The organism is Streptomyces sp. ActVer (assembly GCF_027270795.1).
Lineage (GTDB): Bacteria > Actinomycetota > Actinomycetes > Streptomycetales > Streptomycetaceae > Streptomyces > Streptomyces umbrinus_A.
The window spans coordinates 1-12819 of record NZ_JAPWHT010000304.1; the positions used below are offsets into that span (position 1 = coordinate 1).

At 70.1% G+C, this 12819-nt stretch carries 24 protein-coding genes and 1 pseudogene; 5 read left to right on the plus strand and 20 right to left on the minus strand.

Annotated elements, in window-relative coordinates; translation table 11 throughout:
* The 7 genes and pseudogenes from O3Q52_RS36160 to O3Q52_RS36190 form a co-directional block, all read right to left on the minus strand.
* Positions 1-265 (minus strand): annotated as a pseudogene (locus tag O3Q52_RS36160) (hypothetical protein); the annotation flags it as partial.
* Complete coding sequence (locus tag O3Q52_RS36165; RefSeq protein WP_269652869.1) at positions 262-1356, minus strand: DUF2637 domain-containing protein; 1095 nt, start codon at positions 1354-1356, stop codon at positions 262-264. The gene O3Q52_RS36165 and the pseudogene O3Q52_RS36160, both read right to left, overlap by 4 nt.
* Before the next feature lie 138 nt (positions 1357-1494).
* Positions 1495-1680 carry a hypothetical protein gene (locus O3Q52_RS36170; RefSeq protein ID WP_269652846.1) on the minus strand — a complete coding sequence of 62 codons (186 nt, stop codon included), beginning with the start codon at positions 1678-1680 and terminating at the stop codon, positions 1495-1497.
* Positions 1677-1877: a hypothetical protein gene (locus O3Q52_RS36175; RefSeq protein WP_269652847.1), complete on the minus strand. Its 201-nt coding sequence runs from the start codon at positions 1875-1877 to the stop codon at positions 1677-1679. The genes O3Q52_RS36170 and O3Q52_RS36175 overlap by 4 nt, the downstream gene beginning before the upstream one ends.
* The gene (locus O3Q52_RS36180) at positions 1877-2023 is read right to left on the minus strand and encodes a hypothetical protein (RefSeq protein WP_269652848.1); all 147 of its coding nucleotides are present in this window, start codon (positions 2021-2023) and stop codon (positions 1877-1879) included. Before O3Q52_RS36180 ends, O3Q52_RS36175 begins: the two co-directional genes overlap by 1 nt.
* On the minus strand, positions 2020-2286 hold the full coding sequence (locus O3Q52_RS36185; protein ID WP_269652849.1) for a hypothetical protein: 267 nt from the start codon (positions 2284-2286) through the stop codon (positions 2020-2022). The genes O3Q52_RS36180 and O3Q52_RS36185 overlap by 4 nt, the downstream gene beginning before the upstream one ends.
* Positions 2283-2582, minus strand: a complete 300-nt coding sequence (locus O3Q52_RS36190) for a hypothetical protein (RefSeq protein WP_269652850.1) — start codon at positions 2580-2582, stop codon at positions 2283-2285. Before O3Q52_RS36190 ends, O3Q52_RS36185 begins: the two co-directional genes overlap by 4 nt.
* Positions 2583-2747: 165 nt before the next feature.
* Between O3Q52_RS36190 and O3Q52_RS36195 the strand changes: the two genes are divergently transcribed.
* From O3Q52_RS36195 to O3Q52_RS36215, 5 genes are all read left to right on the plus strand, one after another.
* The gene (locus tag O3Q52_RS36195) at positions 2748-3071 is read left to right on the plus strand and encodes a hypothetical protein (protein ID WP_269652851.1); all 324 of its coding nucleotides are present in this window, start codon (positions 2748-2750) and stop codon (positions 3069-3071) included.
* Positions 3072-3134: 63 nt separating this feature from the next.
* Complete coding sequence (locus tag O3Q52_RS36200) at positions 3135-3689, plus strand: GIY-YIG nuclease family protein (RefSeq protein WP_269652852.1); 555 nt, start codon at positions 3135-3137, stop codon at positions 3687-3689.
* Positions 3686-3985, plus strand: coding sequence for a hypothetical protein (locus O3Q52_RS36205; protein WP_269652853.1), 300 nt, complete (start codon positions 3686-3688; stop codon positions 3983-3985). The genes O3Q52_RS36200 and O3Q52_RS36205 overlap by 4 nt, the downstream gene beginning before the upstream one ends.
* Positions 3978-4148, plus strand: coding sequence for a hypothetical protein (locus O3Q52_RS36210; protein WP_269652854.1), 171 nt, complete (start codon positions 3978-3980; stop codon positions 4146-4148). Before O3Q52_RS36205 ends, O3Q52_RS36210 begins: the two co-directional genes overlap by 8 nt.
* A gap of 165 nt (positions 4149-4313) precedes the next feature.
* Complete coding sequence (locus O3Q52_RS36215; protein ID WP_269652855.1) at positions 4314-4721, plus strand: DUF6221 family protein; 408 nt, start codon at positions 4314-4316, stop codon at positions 4719-4721.
* 697 nt (positions 4722-5418) lie between these two features.
* Here the strand turns inward: O3Q52_RS36215 and O3Q52_RS36220 are convergent.
* The 13 genes from O3Q52_RS36220 to O3Q52_RS36280 form a co-directional block, all read right to left on the minus strand.
* Complete coding sequence (locus O3Q52_RS36220; RefSeq protein ID WP_269652856.1) at positions 5419-6213, minus strand: hypothetical protein; 795 nt, start codon at positions 6211-6213, stop codon at positions 5419-5421.
* 109 nt (positions 6214-6322) lie between these two features.
* On the minus strand, positions 6323-6715 hold the full coding sequence (locus O3Q52_RS36225) for a hypothetical protein (RefSeq protein ID WP_269652857.1): 393 nt from the start codon (positions 6713-6715) through the stop codon (positions 6323-6325).
* The gene (locus O3Q52_RS36230; RefSeq protein WP_269652858.1) at positions 6712-6972 is read right to left on the minus strand and encodes a hypothetical protein; all 261 of its coding nucleotides are present in this window, start codon (positions 6970-6972) and stop codon (positions 6712-6714) included. The genes O3Q52_RS36225 and O3Q52_RS36230 overlap by 4 nt, the downstream gene beginning before the upstream one ends.
* Positions 6969-7454, minus strand: coding sequence for a hypothetical protein (locus O3Q52_RS36235; protein ID WP_269652859.1), 486 nt, complete (start codon positions 7452-7454; stop codon positions 6969-6971). Before O3Q52_RS36235 ends, O3Q52_RS36230 begins: the two co-directional genes overlap by 4 nt.
* Positions 7455-7511: 57 nt before the next feature.
* Complete coding sequence (locus O3Q52_RS36240; RefSeq protein WP_269652860.1) at positions 7512-7763, minus strand: hypothetical protein; 252 nt, start codon at positions 7761-7763, stop codon at positions 7512-7514.
* Entirely contained in the window at positions 7760-8068 is a 309-nt protein-coding gene (locus O3Q52_RS36245) for a hypothetical protein (RefSeq protein WP_269652861.1), read from the minus strand. Before O3Q52_RS36245 ends, O3Q52_RS36240 begins: the two co-directional genes overlap by 4 nt.
* Positions 8065-9102 carry a hypothetical protein gene (locus O3Q52_RS36250; RefSeq protein ID WP_269652862.1) on the minus strand — a complete coding sequence of 346 codons (1038 nt, stop codon included), beginning with the start codon at positions 9100-9102 and terminating at the stop codon, positions 8065-8067. Before O3Q52_RS36250 ends, O3Q52_RS36245 begins: the two co-directional genes overlap by 4 nt.
* A gap of 85 nt (positions 9103-9187) precedes the next feature.
* Entirely contained in the window at positions 9188-9445 is a 258-nt protein-coding gene (locus O3Q52_RS36255; RefSeq protein WP_269652863.1) for a hypothetical protein, read from the minus strand.
* The gene (locus tag O3Q52_RS36260; RefSeq protein ID WP_269652864.1) at positions 9442-9675 is read right to left on the minus strand and encodes a hypothetical protein; all 234 of its coding nucleotides are present in this window, start codon (positions 9673-9675) and stop codon (positions 9442-9444) included. Before O3Q52_RS36260 ends, O3Q52_RS36255 begins: the two co-directional genes overlap by 4 nt.
* 31 nt (positions 9676-9706) lie before the next feature.
* Positions 9707-10996: a DNA methyltransferase gene (locus tag O3Q52_RS36265; RefSeq protein WP_269652865.1), complete on the minus strand. Its 1290-nt coding sequence runs from the start codon at positions 10994-10996 to the stop codon at positions 9707-9709.
* Between the two features lie 58 nt (positions 10997-11054).
* Entirely contained in the window at positions 11055-11855 is an 801-nt protein-coding gene (locus O3Q52_RS36270; RefSeq protein WP_269652866.1) for a hypothetical protein, read from the minus strand.
* A 41-nt stretch (positions 11856-11896) separates the two neighbouring features.
* Positions 11897-12199: a hypothetical protein gene (locus tag O3Q52_RS36275; protein ID WP_269652867.1), complete on the minus strand. Its 303-nt coding sequence runs from the start codon at positions 12197-12199 to the stop codon at positions 11897-11899.
* Positions 12200-12394: 195 nt separating this feature from the next.
* Positions 12395-12819, minus strand: a 425-nt coding sequence (locus O3Q52_RS36280; RefSeq protein ID WP_269652868.1) for an AAA family ATPase, incomplete at its 5' end; no start/stop codon positions are given.

The window sequence follows — 12819 nt, forward strand, 5'->3', positions numbered from 1 at the left end:
GGCTGGGCTTCCGCTTGCGGCGCTTCGGCGGCTTGACCGCGGCGATGGGCGTGGGGCCGGAGGGCGACTCGGGGCGCTCGGCTGGGGGCTCCTCGGCAGGCGTCGGCGGGGTGGTGGCGTTGGCGTCGAGGATGTTGTCGAGCCAGTCCCGAGGGCGTACGGCCGGCCGAGGCGGGACGGTCGCGGGTGGGGCGTCGGGGCCTACGCCGCGTTGGCGGAGGATTCCGCGGATACGGAGCTCATCGGCTCCGGGCTTCTGGCTCACGGGTAGAACCCCGTTCCTTCGTCGATGCGGGCGCGTGCGTCTTTGAGCCGACGTCCTGCGGTGGCCGGGCTCACGCCGAGGAGCTGAGCCGCGGTGGTCTTGGTGAGCTGCTCCCCGACCCTGAGCCGGGAGGCGAGCTGGGTGATCTGTTGCTCGATTTCGTCGACCTCCGGCTCACCGGGCTCAAGGCTCGGCTCAAGGCGGCTCACGGCGAGCGGCACGGCCGGGCCCAAGACGGGCTCACGTGAGACCGGCAGGTCAGGGGTGTGGCCGAGCGGCTGGACCGGGTCGGCCAGCGTGGTGTGGGGCTCACGGCTGGTGACGGTGAGAGCCGTCGTGACGGTGGTCTCGAAGTCGACCGGCTCACTGCCCGGCTCAGGCTCAACGGGCTCGGGCTGACGGCTCACAGGGGGCAGTTCGGGGCGAGCCGGGGCTGAGCCGCTCGGCTCAGCGTGCTCGATGTCGAGGACGCCCTTCACGAGCGACAGCTCCCGCCCGTACCGGGTGAGCCGCAACGCCATGACCGCCTCGACGGGGGCCTTCGTGCGCCACCGCCTGCCGTACCGGCCGCGTAGGTGGGCCTGCTCGACGAGCCGGGACCGCTCCAACTGGATCACCTGGTCGTAGGAGCGCAGCTCCCACAGCTTCATCCGCCGCCACAACCGGAACGTCGACGCCGGGGCGAGGAGCCACCGGGCCATACGGACGGAGTCCATGTGCTTGTCGGCGGTGATGTCCGCAATCCGGCCGATCGCATGCCGGGCCGCCTCGACCGCCACGATGAACAGGACCGGCGTCACGGCGTGCATGCCGGTGCCGACCGGGTCGGGCCAGGCTGCGGCGGCGTTGAACGCGATCGTCGCCACGGTGAGGAGCCATGCGGTGTGGCGCAGCAGGGCGAGCGGCATGCTCAGCCAGGTGAGGGTCAGGTCGAGGGCGAGCAGCACCAAGATGCCGGCGTCGATGCCGATGGGGAAGATCATGGCGAACTTGCCGAAGCCCTTGGCCTGTGCGAGTTCACGCACTGCGGCGTAGGACCCGGCGAAGCCGATCGCGGCGATCACGGCAACGCCGCCTGCAACGCCGATGATGAGTCGTCGTTGGAGTTCGGTGAGTTCGGGGCGGTCGCCGGTGTTCTTCACGGTGGGCTCCGGTGTCGTGAAGCGGGGACCGCCCTCCCGCGCCCGTGGGGGACGGAAAGCGCGAGAGGGCGGCCGATCGGGGGTAGGTCAGGCGGGTCGGGTGTTGCGCAGGTCGTCGTCTGTCGCGCCGTGTCGGCGGGCGGCGGTGACCTTCTCCTTGGCCTCGGTGTGGGCGGCGGCGTATTCGGTTGAGCCCTGGCCGTAGTCGTTGGCGGCTTGGGTGGCGACTGCGACGGCGTTGACTGCGGCTTGGATGGCCGATTGCTTGTTCATGTGCGCTTCCTTCGGCGTCCGGTGCGCTCGCGGTCGCGGTCGGCGTCGTCCCAGGCTTGGCCTTGGCGGGCGGCGCGGGCGGCGCCACTGCGTCGGTGGCCGGCCCGGTTTCTGCGGGAGGTGTCGGCGCGCATGTCGGCAGCGAGCGCTTGGTCGTTGCCCGGCAGGAGGCTGCGGGCGAAGTCGCGGAGGTTCATCAGCGGCCACCGCCCGCTTGCCCGCTGCCCTGGCAGGTGCCGCAGGTCTTCCAGTTCTGCCGTTGCACGCCGTTGCTGCTGGTGTCGACGGTGCGGCCGCCCTTGCCGTGGCAGGTGCCGCACTGCTTGGGCTGCTGCTCGCTCATGCGGCACCGCCAGGGGCGGCGATTGTGCTGGGGGCCAGCCGGTAGAAGAGGACCGTGATGTTCTCGGACCCGATCCACTCCCGCATCCCGTTGAGGACCCTGGAGTATGTGGCCTCGTCGGTGTGGACGCCGGGGATGACGTCGATGTTGCCGTCGCTGGTGCCTTGGCGGCCGTCGGCGGACTGGACGGTCATGATCCAGTGGTGGGCGACGATCGCCGGGCCGTTCGTGGGGGTGCCGTCGGTGGGCTGCTGCTCGCTCACGCCGCCACCGCCAGTTCCCGCACGCGGGCCGCGTACTCGACGGTGGTGCCGGTGATCGGCGGCAGGGCCATGAGGACGGCGCGGCGGGCGGCGGACCTCTGGTATTTGCTTTCGACCGGGTCGAGGACGTCGTTCATGGCGGTGTTGAGGGCGGCGGTGCGCCAGCTGTCGGCCATGGGTTTGGGGCCGATGTTGGTGAGGTGGTCTGCGGTGCGGGCGAGGATCTGGGTGGCGAGACGCTGCGCAGCGGTGCGCGGGCTGGGCTGGTCAGGGGGCTGGCTACTACGATCGGGCACTGGTCACTCCTGGTCAGATCAGGTGATGGCTGGCCCGGCAGGAAGGTGAGATTTCCTGCCGGGCCGTTCTGCATTGAGAGGCGGAGGGCCTTCTCATGGACCACCGTACAGGGTCCCTGTACACTGGTCCAGTAGGTAGGCCTTCCCACCCCGGAGGGAGCGGCATTGCCTGAGCAGGAGACCGGTTCGGAGGAGGTGCAGCGCGTGATCGAAGCGGTCCGAGCGACTGTCGATTCGCTAGTTGAAGAAGACGACGACGTCGCCACGGCGCTCGACGCGGGCAAGCTCCTCAAGAGCCTGCCCGAGGAGCAGAAGCGGCTACGGAAGATCCGTCACGACGCCGTTGTGCGCATGCGGGCGCGGAAGATGTCGTACCGGGAGATCGCTAAGGCGATCGGCGTCTCGCTGACCCGAGTGCAGCAGATCGAGGCAGAGGAGACCGGACGCTCTACCCGCCGGAAGGTAGCCGACGAACCGGCCGAGGAATGACAGAAGCCCGAGCGGTGAGTAAGCACCGCCCGGGCCGGGTGCACCAATTGGAGTCAGCGCACTGTGACTGTACCGAACGAGACCGACAAGGCGCCGCGCCGCGCGGCCGTGTACCGCCTGTACGACGAGGCGGGGACGCTGCTCTACATCGGGTCGGCGTACGACCCGAAGCAGCGCAGCAAGAAGCACCGCGACAAGGACTGGTGGTCGCAGGTTGTCCGCCGCGATGACGAGTGGCACCCGACGCGCGAGGCCGCTTACGTCGCGGAGACGGAGGCCATCGCGCAGCTGCGCCCGCCGGGCAACAAGATCGGCGGCCCCGGGGCGGTGGCCGCACCCGCACAGAGGAGCAAGGCGAAGACCACTGGTCCGCTGTTCGTGCTGACCGAGCTGGACGCCTTCTTCGAGCAGGTGGATGCCGAGCCGCCTGCGGTCCGCTTCCGCATGCTGACCGAGATGATGGAGGAACTGGAGGCGGCATACCGGTCCGAGCGGAAGAGGCTCTTCCGGCAGATGCACGCTGACGGCATGACCTACAGGGAGATCGGCAAGGCCGTGGGAATCAGCTTCGGCCGAGTCCGCCAGATCCTTACCGTTGAGACGAAGGAGTGCCTGTGACCACGACGACCGATCCGCGTCTCGCGATCATGTCCGCCCTGGACACCCCGCCGTACGACGATGTGGCGGGGGTGTACGCCACGCCGTTGGATGAGGCGGCGCAGCTCCTCGCCGCCTATCGGGAGGCTGTTGTCGCCGAGGTGGTGGAGGCGCTTACGGCGAAGGGTGCGGAGTTGTCGGCGCTGGCCGAGGAGGAGATGCGGCCGAGCCTCGAAGAGCGGGCGCAGACCTGGTACGAGGCGGCCGACGTGGCGGAGAAGCTGAAGAAGGCGAAGCCGGAGCCGTCGGATGGCTGAGCTGGACGACGACGCCCCGTGCCCAGCGACGTTCCGGGAGGAGCCGATGCCGGACACCGTGTACTGCGGAGAGCGCGGCTACCACCAACGGCATACGGCGTGGCAGGGCAGCGACTACTACGCGTGGCTCGACGGCGACGAGGGCGCGGGGTACGACCAGTGACGGACGAACTGTCGCGTCATCCGGATCCGATGGTTGAGGCTGGCCGCCGGTGGATGCGCGGCGAGTTGGACAGCGCCGACTACTTCGCGATGGCGCGTAGGCAGGCGCGTCCGGAGTGGCCGTCGGTTCGTTCGTGGTGGGTTCGGGTGTGGAGGAGGTTGCGGCGTGGATGATCTGGTGCGGTGGCTCGGCGAGCAACTCGACGTCGACAAGGCGCGCGCGGACGCAGCGGCTGAGGAGCTCGGGCCGGACTGGCACTACGACGACGGTTTCGTCCTGGCCCGGCGTGAGGGCGACATGGTGGCCACGGGGTCGCAGGACTTCTTGGAGGCGGAGCGCGGCCGGTTCATCGCGGCGCATGATCCGGCTCGGGTGCTGCGGGAGATCGACGCCAAGCGGCAGATCGTTCGGTGGCACTATCGGCGCCCCGCTCCGAAGTGGGATCTGGACGGCGTCGAGGGCTTCGAGTGCGCGACGTGCGACCAGCAGTTCCCGTGCAAGACACTGCGCCTGCTCGCTCTTCCGTACGCGGACCGCCCGGGCTATGCGGAGGCGATCGCGTCCGTCGAGTAGCCCCGCGCACTGCGAAGCCCCCACCCGGTACGAGACGGTTGGGGGCTTCGGCGTGTAGTACCGCGTCCGGGCGGCAGCCAGCCGAACCGTGGACGCGCGTCCAGCGTAGACGCCGGGTGTGACAGTGGGGCGGCGGCCACAACGGCAAGGTCGCCAAGTACCGGTTCCTGCACCTGAACCCGGCCGGCTGTCCCGGCGGGTCCGGCTGCGGGTGTCCGCTCACGTTGGCGGTTCAGAACGAACCGGCTACAGATCCGAAGGGTGTCCAGAACGAACCCCCTACGGGATCAGTAGTGCGTCCGATTCGAACCCCCTACGGAGAGGCGGGTGGCCAAGAAGAACACCCTACGGACGCTGAAGGGTGTTCTTTCTGGCCCGGAAGGGTGTCCGATCCGGACACCCCTACTCCTCTATCTCCTCAACTACCTCCTCTCTCTCTGGCTGAGCGCGTCGTACGCGATGCCGACGTCGTGGCCGACGAGGAGAGAGAGACCTTCATCCGCTGGATCCAGGAGCACCACAACCCTCGCGGCCCGGCCTGGTGGCGCACCGTCGCAAAGAACGGCGACCTCGTAGACCTCGCCGAGAAGTGGCGCGCCGACCAGCCCCAAGCCGCAGCCGGGGCCTCGCTGCCGACCTGGTGCGGCGGCTGGTCCCGTCGACCGCACCAGGCACACGGCCAGGATGGCACGGCCGCTCACCACATCCGGCATACCCGCCACAACCATCGCGCCACCCGGAAGTGCCGGCGCTCGATGAGCCAGACGGCCGCCCCGTCGATGTGGTGCTCGGCGCGCAGGCGGACGCGGGTGGTTCGCGGGAGGCGTGGTGCGAGGACGCGGAGGTCACGCACTGGGTGCTCCTCGGGGTGGTGTGCGCGCATGTGGTCGGTCATGGCGTGGCGTGGGATGAGCGCCGGGGAGCCTTCGCAGCGGGGGCACGGGTCACGGACTTCGACCGCGGCGGCCGGGCTGTCCTCGGTGATCCGCTTCTTGGCGACGCCGATGAGTGCGTCCAGGCCTTCGCGCGCGTCAGGGGTGAGGTCGCGTGCGCCGTGGACGGATACGACGGGTTCGGTCGCTTCGGTCGCTGCCGGCCCGGGCTCTCCGTGCGCCTCGGCCACATGCCGTTCCCGCTCCAGCAGCGCCGACGTCTGCGTGTGATGGCCCAGGCCGAGCCAGCCGTCGCAGATGTCGGTGCCCCAGCAGCGGAACGCCCACCAGTGCCGGCCGTGTTCGGTGTAGTCGTGCACGGTCATGGCGCCGTCGGGGTCGAAGGGGGCGACGCTGATCTCGTCGCGGAGGGTGCGGGCGTAAGCCTTGTCGGGGGCAAGGGCGTTGTCCCAGCGGTCGGCGAGGGTGTTCATGCGTTGGCGGAGTCGGTCGCGTTGGGCCGCGATGGTGGCGGCGTGTTGGCGGGCTTCGTCGCGTTCCCGGTACAGCTGGTCGAGTGCGTCGGAGGTGATGCTGTCGACGGTGTGGCGGTCGGTCATGCGCCGTCCCTGGGGATGTTGGTCCATGGGCAGATGGGGTCGAGTGCGTCGTGTCTGGCCCAGCAGCAGCGTTCGCGCCAGGGGCGGAGGTGGGCAGGCAGGAGGCGGGTCATTGGCCGTTCCTGTCGTGGAGGCCGAGGGCCTGGCGCACGCCCGGGTAGCGGTCGTTGGCGTAGCTCTGGCGCTGGATCTGAAAGTCGACGGGCAAGCCGGTGCGTTGGCGGGCCAACTCGCTGATTGCTGCGCAGAGCAGGCCCCACCGCCCGTCGGGCTGGCCGGGTTCGGCGGGTTTCGGAAACAGGGCGTTGAACTCGTCGTCGGGGAGGATGAGTCGGACGTCGACGTCCCGCCACGTCTTGCCGGTGGATGCGCTGCCGACGAGGTACGGGAGGTGTCCGAATGCGGATTCGATCTCCCGGCCGAAGGCGTCGAGGTGGAGGGCGGCGGGCATGCCGACGCCGACCATGGGGCGGGTGGTGCGTAGTTCGTCGGCCGCGCTCACCGCTGCACCTCCGGGTCCGCCAGGTCTGCGGCGAGCGTCATCCCGCGAACCATGTTGGGCGTCACGGGGCTCCCCGGAACATCCGCCTCGTCTCGTTCGCGGCGGATCTCCTCGGCCACCTCGTGGGCGATGACGTCGTAGACGCGTTGCCGCTGGTCATGCAGGAGGAGGAAGCCGAGTTCCTCGCGGAGGATGGCCCAGGCGCGGGATACGGGTTCGGGTTCTTCGCAGACGTTGGGGAGCTTCTTCTTGGTCATCGCTGCGGCTCCTCGCCCGGCTGGACGCGCCATGCGGCGACATTGTGTTTGTGGTCGCGGTCGGGCATGACGATGTGGTCGGCTCGCAGGCCGTAGCCGATGACGTCGCCGGGTCGCAGGTGGGGGTTCCCTGCTGATGTGCCCGTGCATGCGTCGGCCGGGCCGCAGCCGTCGCCCTCGTGGCGGCCGTGCTGGCAGCGGTCGAGGTCGGTGAGGAGAGTCCGCCAGAGGCAGTGCGCGTCGGAGTGCTCCAACGCCCACTCCGTGACGGTGACGGCGGGCTTGGTGCGGTTGAGGGCGTGGTCGATGCCGCCGATGGTGCTTTCGATCTTGGCGTGGAGTGGCGAGTACATGACGCGGTCTGCGCAGTGGAGGGCGGCGTTCATTTCGGCGTGCGCGCCGAGGTGTTTCAGTGCGGCGATCAGGGCGATCTGTGCTTTCTCTAGTTCGCGGCGCAGGTCGGTGATGGTCGGGTCGGTCACTGCGTGTCTCCTGTTGGGTGTGGGGCCGGGCCCGGCGGGGGCCCGGCACGAGGACGGTCAGGCGGTCGGCGCAGCGCTAGGTCGTATCGAGACGACCGTGCTGGTGATGGTCCGGCGCACGACACGGAACTCGGCGTCCCGGACCCACGGGAGGCTGAGCGCGGCATGCCGCTCCTCGGCCTTCTCGGCGGTGGCTGCCGGGGTGATGCTCTCCACGACCCAGCCGCCGTCGCTGAGGGCGCGTTCCAGGACGTACTCGTCGCGTGTGGGGTGGGCTTCGATGTGGGGGACGGCTTCGAAGTCGGTCATGCGGCTTTCCTGTCTGTTTGTTCATGCGAGTGGCGGGACGGTGGCTCTGAGGCTCGTTCTGGGGCGTCGGGCTCGTGCGGGACGCTGGAGGGCTGCGAGGCCGCGAGACGGACGCTGAGCGCCTCTCTCGGGGCCGTTGAGCCCCACGCGCTCCTCGCCGCCCGCCACGCCCACTTCACGACCCGAGTCACCGCCCACCCCACGACCAGCACCACCGGTGTGGCGATCGCGGCGCCGATGACGAACCAGACGGCGAGCGCTTTGGTGAGGGTGTCGACGGCGTCGAGGAACTCGATCACGATCACGGCGACGGCTCCTCGGCGGGCGGCTGGAAGCGACCGCAGACGCAGAGTGCGACGGTGCATCCGATGTCGTTCCGGTGCCAGTTGAGGGTGTGCCGACAGGCGTCGCAGCGAGTGGAGAGCAGCACGGCGGCAGGCGAGACGTCGATGTCGAGCTTCTCTTCGAGCTCCGCTGCGCCATGGAGCGTCGGGACGTAGGCCTCCTCGTCGGGCTGCGACACGACGGCGGGCGCGGTGGTGGGCGGGGTCTCTTCCTCGTTGACGGTGTGGTCAGGCAGGCGCGGCTCGGGCTCCTCGTCGGCGGTCCGGTGCAGCAGTTCCCGCAGCACCTCGGCCACGTGGTGCGGGCCCACCGGATGCGAGGCGGGCCAGCCGTCGGGGCCTTTCTCGGTGCGGCTCATCCGGGAAAACCGGTTGCCGAGTTCGGTGAAGCGTTCGGTGAGCGCGGCTTCGAGACGCTCGGGCAGGTCGTGTCCGGCCTGTGTTTCGGGCTGCGGCAACACGGCGGCGGCATGGTGCAGCTCTACGGCCGCCTCGAAGTCGTGCCGTTCGTCGTCGTCCGCACAGACGGTGCAGCGGCCGACACTGACCGGCTCCTCGGCGTCCTCGTGCGCGCCCCGGAAGTGACCGCACTCGGCGCAGCGGTCCTCGGACGTGTCGACCGCGGCCCGCAGTTCGGCCTGCTCGGCGTCCGCGACAGCCAGCACCGCATCGGGGTCCGCGTCGTAGGCCGCAAGGTTCCTCTGTGCGACAGCCAACCGGGCGCAGTGGCCGCAGGGCTTCCCGGAGGTGTCCCACACGCCGGGCTTCTCGTGGGCGTGCGGGGGCCCGTTGTAGCTGAAGACGTACCGCAGGTCCTCCGCGAGGGCCGCGTACCGGTCGCGGCGTTCCTGGACGGGCGGCACGGCGGCGAGTTGGGCGTGCATGCGTGCGGCGTCCACGGCGCATCCCGGGTCGCAGCCCTCGACGCGGTGGCAACCCTCCTCGAACTTGCAGACGGGGTCGGTGGTGGTCTGTGGTTCGGGTGTGCTGTTCAAGACGACTCCAAGGGATTCGGTACGGTCGGGGGGCCGGCCGCCGCCTGATAGCTGCAGGCGGCGGCCGGTCTGCGGGCGGGGAACATCAGACCGACGGACGGCTCGGGCCGGTGCCGGGCAGGCACAGCACCGACAGCACACTGAGCGGACCGACCCGGGCCTCCCACGAGACACGCGTCCACAACACCGTCCACGGAGCACCTCGACCGTCGACGGTCTCGACCCGGTGCGCGTCACGGAATTGCTGACTGCCGTCGAGGGCGGCAGCTCGGTGGCTGGCGTGGGTGAACGTTCGGCCGTCAGCCCAGACATCGACGGACAGGGCGCGCCGGCTGATGCTCACGCCGCCCCCTCGACGGACGACAGCGATGCACGCCTGGGGTGGCGCAGCACCGGCTCACGGTCCTGCGGGTCGAGCAGAACCAGCAGGACCTCACCGGGGGCGCCGGTGGCGGCAATGCATGCCCGGCAGCGGCATTCGGCGGCCAGCAGCGGGGTGATGGCGCCGAAGCTCCCGTCGTAGGTGACGAGGGTCCCGATGAGGGAAGCGGTGGTCGGGTCGGGCTGGTTCACGGTGTCTCCTGGTGGTTGGTATCCGGATGTGTCAGACAGACCGGACGGCGGCGCTGAACAGGGATTCGCTGTACGGCTCAGACAGGCGCTGCACACAGATCCGCGCATGCGCCTCGTCGAGCTCGACACCGATCGCGTGCATGCCTTCGCCGCGGGCGGCCAGCAGGGTGGTGCCGGATCCCGCGACCGGGTCGAGGACCGTGCCGCCCGGCGGGCAGACGAGGCGCACCAGCCACGACATGAGGGCGAGCGGCTTGGGGGTGTCGTGGCGCACCCCGTCGACCTCGACGCGCTCGGAGTCGGGGGTGCGGGAGTTCAGCCGGAACACCGGGAACGAGCGGGCCGCGCCGCCGACTTCACGGACCGGGCAGCTGGGCAGGCAGCCGCCGGGCGGGCAGTCGTGGCCGAGGAGGATGTTCGGGGTGTAGCCGCCACCCTCGGCCGGGCATCCGGCGATGTTCAGGCCGCCGACGCCGTGTCGCAGCACGTTGGCTGTGAGCGTGTCGAAGCCGGTCCCTTTGCGGGCCAAGAGGATCGGGTCGTGCGCGGGCTTCAGGGCGGTGTTCCAGCCTTCCCACTGGCGGGCTTCGTCGCTCGCAGCGCGGGACTTGATGCGGTGGCCTGAGTAGCCCTTGTAGAGGCTGGTGTTCCGTGCCGCTTCCCATGTCTCACTGATGATTTCCCGGCGGGCGAACGCCTCGCCGACAGTGCCCTTACGCGCCCACAGCTCCGACAGGGCTGGACGGATCTCGGTGTCATCGAAGCTGAGCTCCGCCTGCAGCCGATCCCACTGCTCCCGCGTCGGCGTCATTGCGGCCTTGCCTTGGGTGGTCCAGTGGCCGGCCATGCCGTCGAAGCCCCACAGGGCGTCCATCTGCCGGTTCGTCCATCCCGCGGCGTCCCTTGCTGCGGCCAGCCACGCCGTCACCTCCAGCACCTGGGCGCGGTCGTCGCGCCGCCGGTCTATCGACCGGGCCAGGTCGGTGCCCTTCGGCTTGCCGTGCGTGTAGATCCAGTCCAGTTGGTCGATGATGCGGAACCCGGCGTCTTCGACGGCGCAGGCCATGCGGTGGTAGGTGCGTGGCGCTCCGAAGGCGAGGAGGTGTCCGCCTGGCTTGAGGGCGCGCAGGCACTCGGTCCACAGGTTGACGTTGTAGGCGATGCCGGTGCGGTCCCAGTTGCGGTCCGCTATGCCGATCTCGTAGGGCGGGTCGCAGACGATCGCGTCGACGGATGCGTCGCTGAGCGTCGGCAGTACGTCGAGGCTGTCGCCGAGGTGGAGGGTGACCTGCTCGGCTTGATAGTAGGGCGGTGGGCTCACGGTGTGGCTCCTTGGTCGCGCGCGCTTGGTGTTGATCTGTTGTGGGGGTGGGTGGGGCTCACACGGCGGGCTCGGTGAAGCAGCCGCAGCCGCCTTCGTCGAAGAGGTCGAGTTGGTCGGGCTGGTCTTCGATGCGCTGCCGGAGCACGGCCAGCGTGAGCGGCGTGGTGGTGCCGCCGGTGCGGTCGCGGAGGATCGACACGTCCTTGCCGAGCAGCGCGCGCATCTTCACCTCGGCGGCCTCGGCGCGGGCGTACCGGGCGGGGAAGACGTCCAGGAGCCGTATCCACTGGGCCTGGCCGCCCTTGACGCAGGCGCCGCCGCAGTTGTTGTGGGCGAACCCGAGCCGGTAGAGGCGCGGACGCGGCAGCCCGAGGCTCCTGGCCTCGTTGAGGAGCTGACCCTTGTCGCGGTACGGCGGGGCGGTGAGAGGCGCTGAGACGGTCCACGGGGCCCATCCGTGGACGATTGCCGGGAGGCGCTCGGTCTCGGTCCAGTCGATGCCGACGTACAGCGTCGTGTTGTCGAACGTCAGCTCGGGGTTGTTGTCGAGCCACACCCGGCACGGCTCCTGCTTGAGGGCGTGCGAGCACTGCGCGATGCGGGTGTTGCCGAGCCACCGCTTGTCCTCGAACACCTGCCAGGGGTCGCGCTCCTGGGGGTCGGCGACGCGGGTGATCGGTACGCCGAGCTGTGCGCTGGCCGCGTCGTTGAACGCGTAGAGGTCTTCGTCTTCGGCGTTGGTGTCGGCGAACAGCAGGGTGACGCCGTCTGTGCCGTGCTGCTGGATGACGTGGCGGGCGGTGGCCCAGGAGGTGATTCCTCCGGACCACATGACGACGTGTCGACGAGTGGTCATTTGTGCCTCTTTCTGCGGGTTGGTGTGGGTGCGGGATGGGACTACACGGCGGGGGTGCGTGCGCGCCACTTGGCCGGTGCGATGTCCGCCGCCTGTTGTGCGGCGAGGCGCTTGGCGGTGTCCAGGTCGAAGCGGTGCACGTCGAGCCACTCGTCTTCACGCTCGGAGGGGACGTGTTCGCGGTCCCATCGGCCGTCCGCGCTGAGGCAGAGGCTGTGCCGGAGGACGGCCCAGCGGTCGTCGCCGCGGTATTCGACGGTGATGGCGTAGACGTCGCCGGGGTCGGCGGCTTCGGGGACCAGGTTCACGGTGTAGCGGGTGGCCTGGATGAACGGTTCGGGCATCACGGTTCTCCTGTCGGTGAGTTGCGGTGAACGGATTCGAGAGGCGCTGTACGAGCCTGAGAGGGGCCTGGGCGGGTTTGGAGCGACCGGGCGGCCTTGAAGCGCCCCCAGGCCGTCTCAGGCGAACTGAGCGGCCCGCACGAGGGTTTCCCGCCCGACCGGTCCCCCACGGGCGGCGGTCAACGTGCGCTGCGGTCACAGCCACCGCCCGGCCAGCGCCCGGATCGCATCCCCGCCGATCCGGTCCCGTGGCGGCCGGGCGGCATCCCGGGCCACGCAGTCGGCGAGCGGCACATCCCGCAGGTCGTAGATCACCAGCCGGGCACCCAGCCGCTCCAACCGGTGCAGGCCCCGCGGATGCAGGTTGGTTCGGTCCGCGACCACGTCCCGGCCCGCGGCCAGCCATCCGGCGATCTCCGCCTCGAACGCCGCCTGCACCGCCACACCCGGGCCGCGGTACGGATCCCACGACGGCGGACAGTCCGGCCACAGACGACGCCGGTGGACGTCCAGCTCGACGTGCGCCGCACCGGCCGCGGCCAGACGGCGGGCCAGGGTCGACTTGCCTGCGCCGGGAAGGCCGCGCGGGGCGTGCAGGCGGGGCGTCACGCGGCCACCCC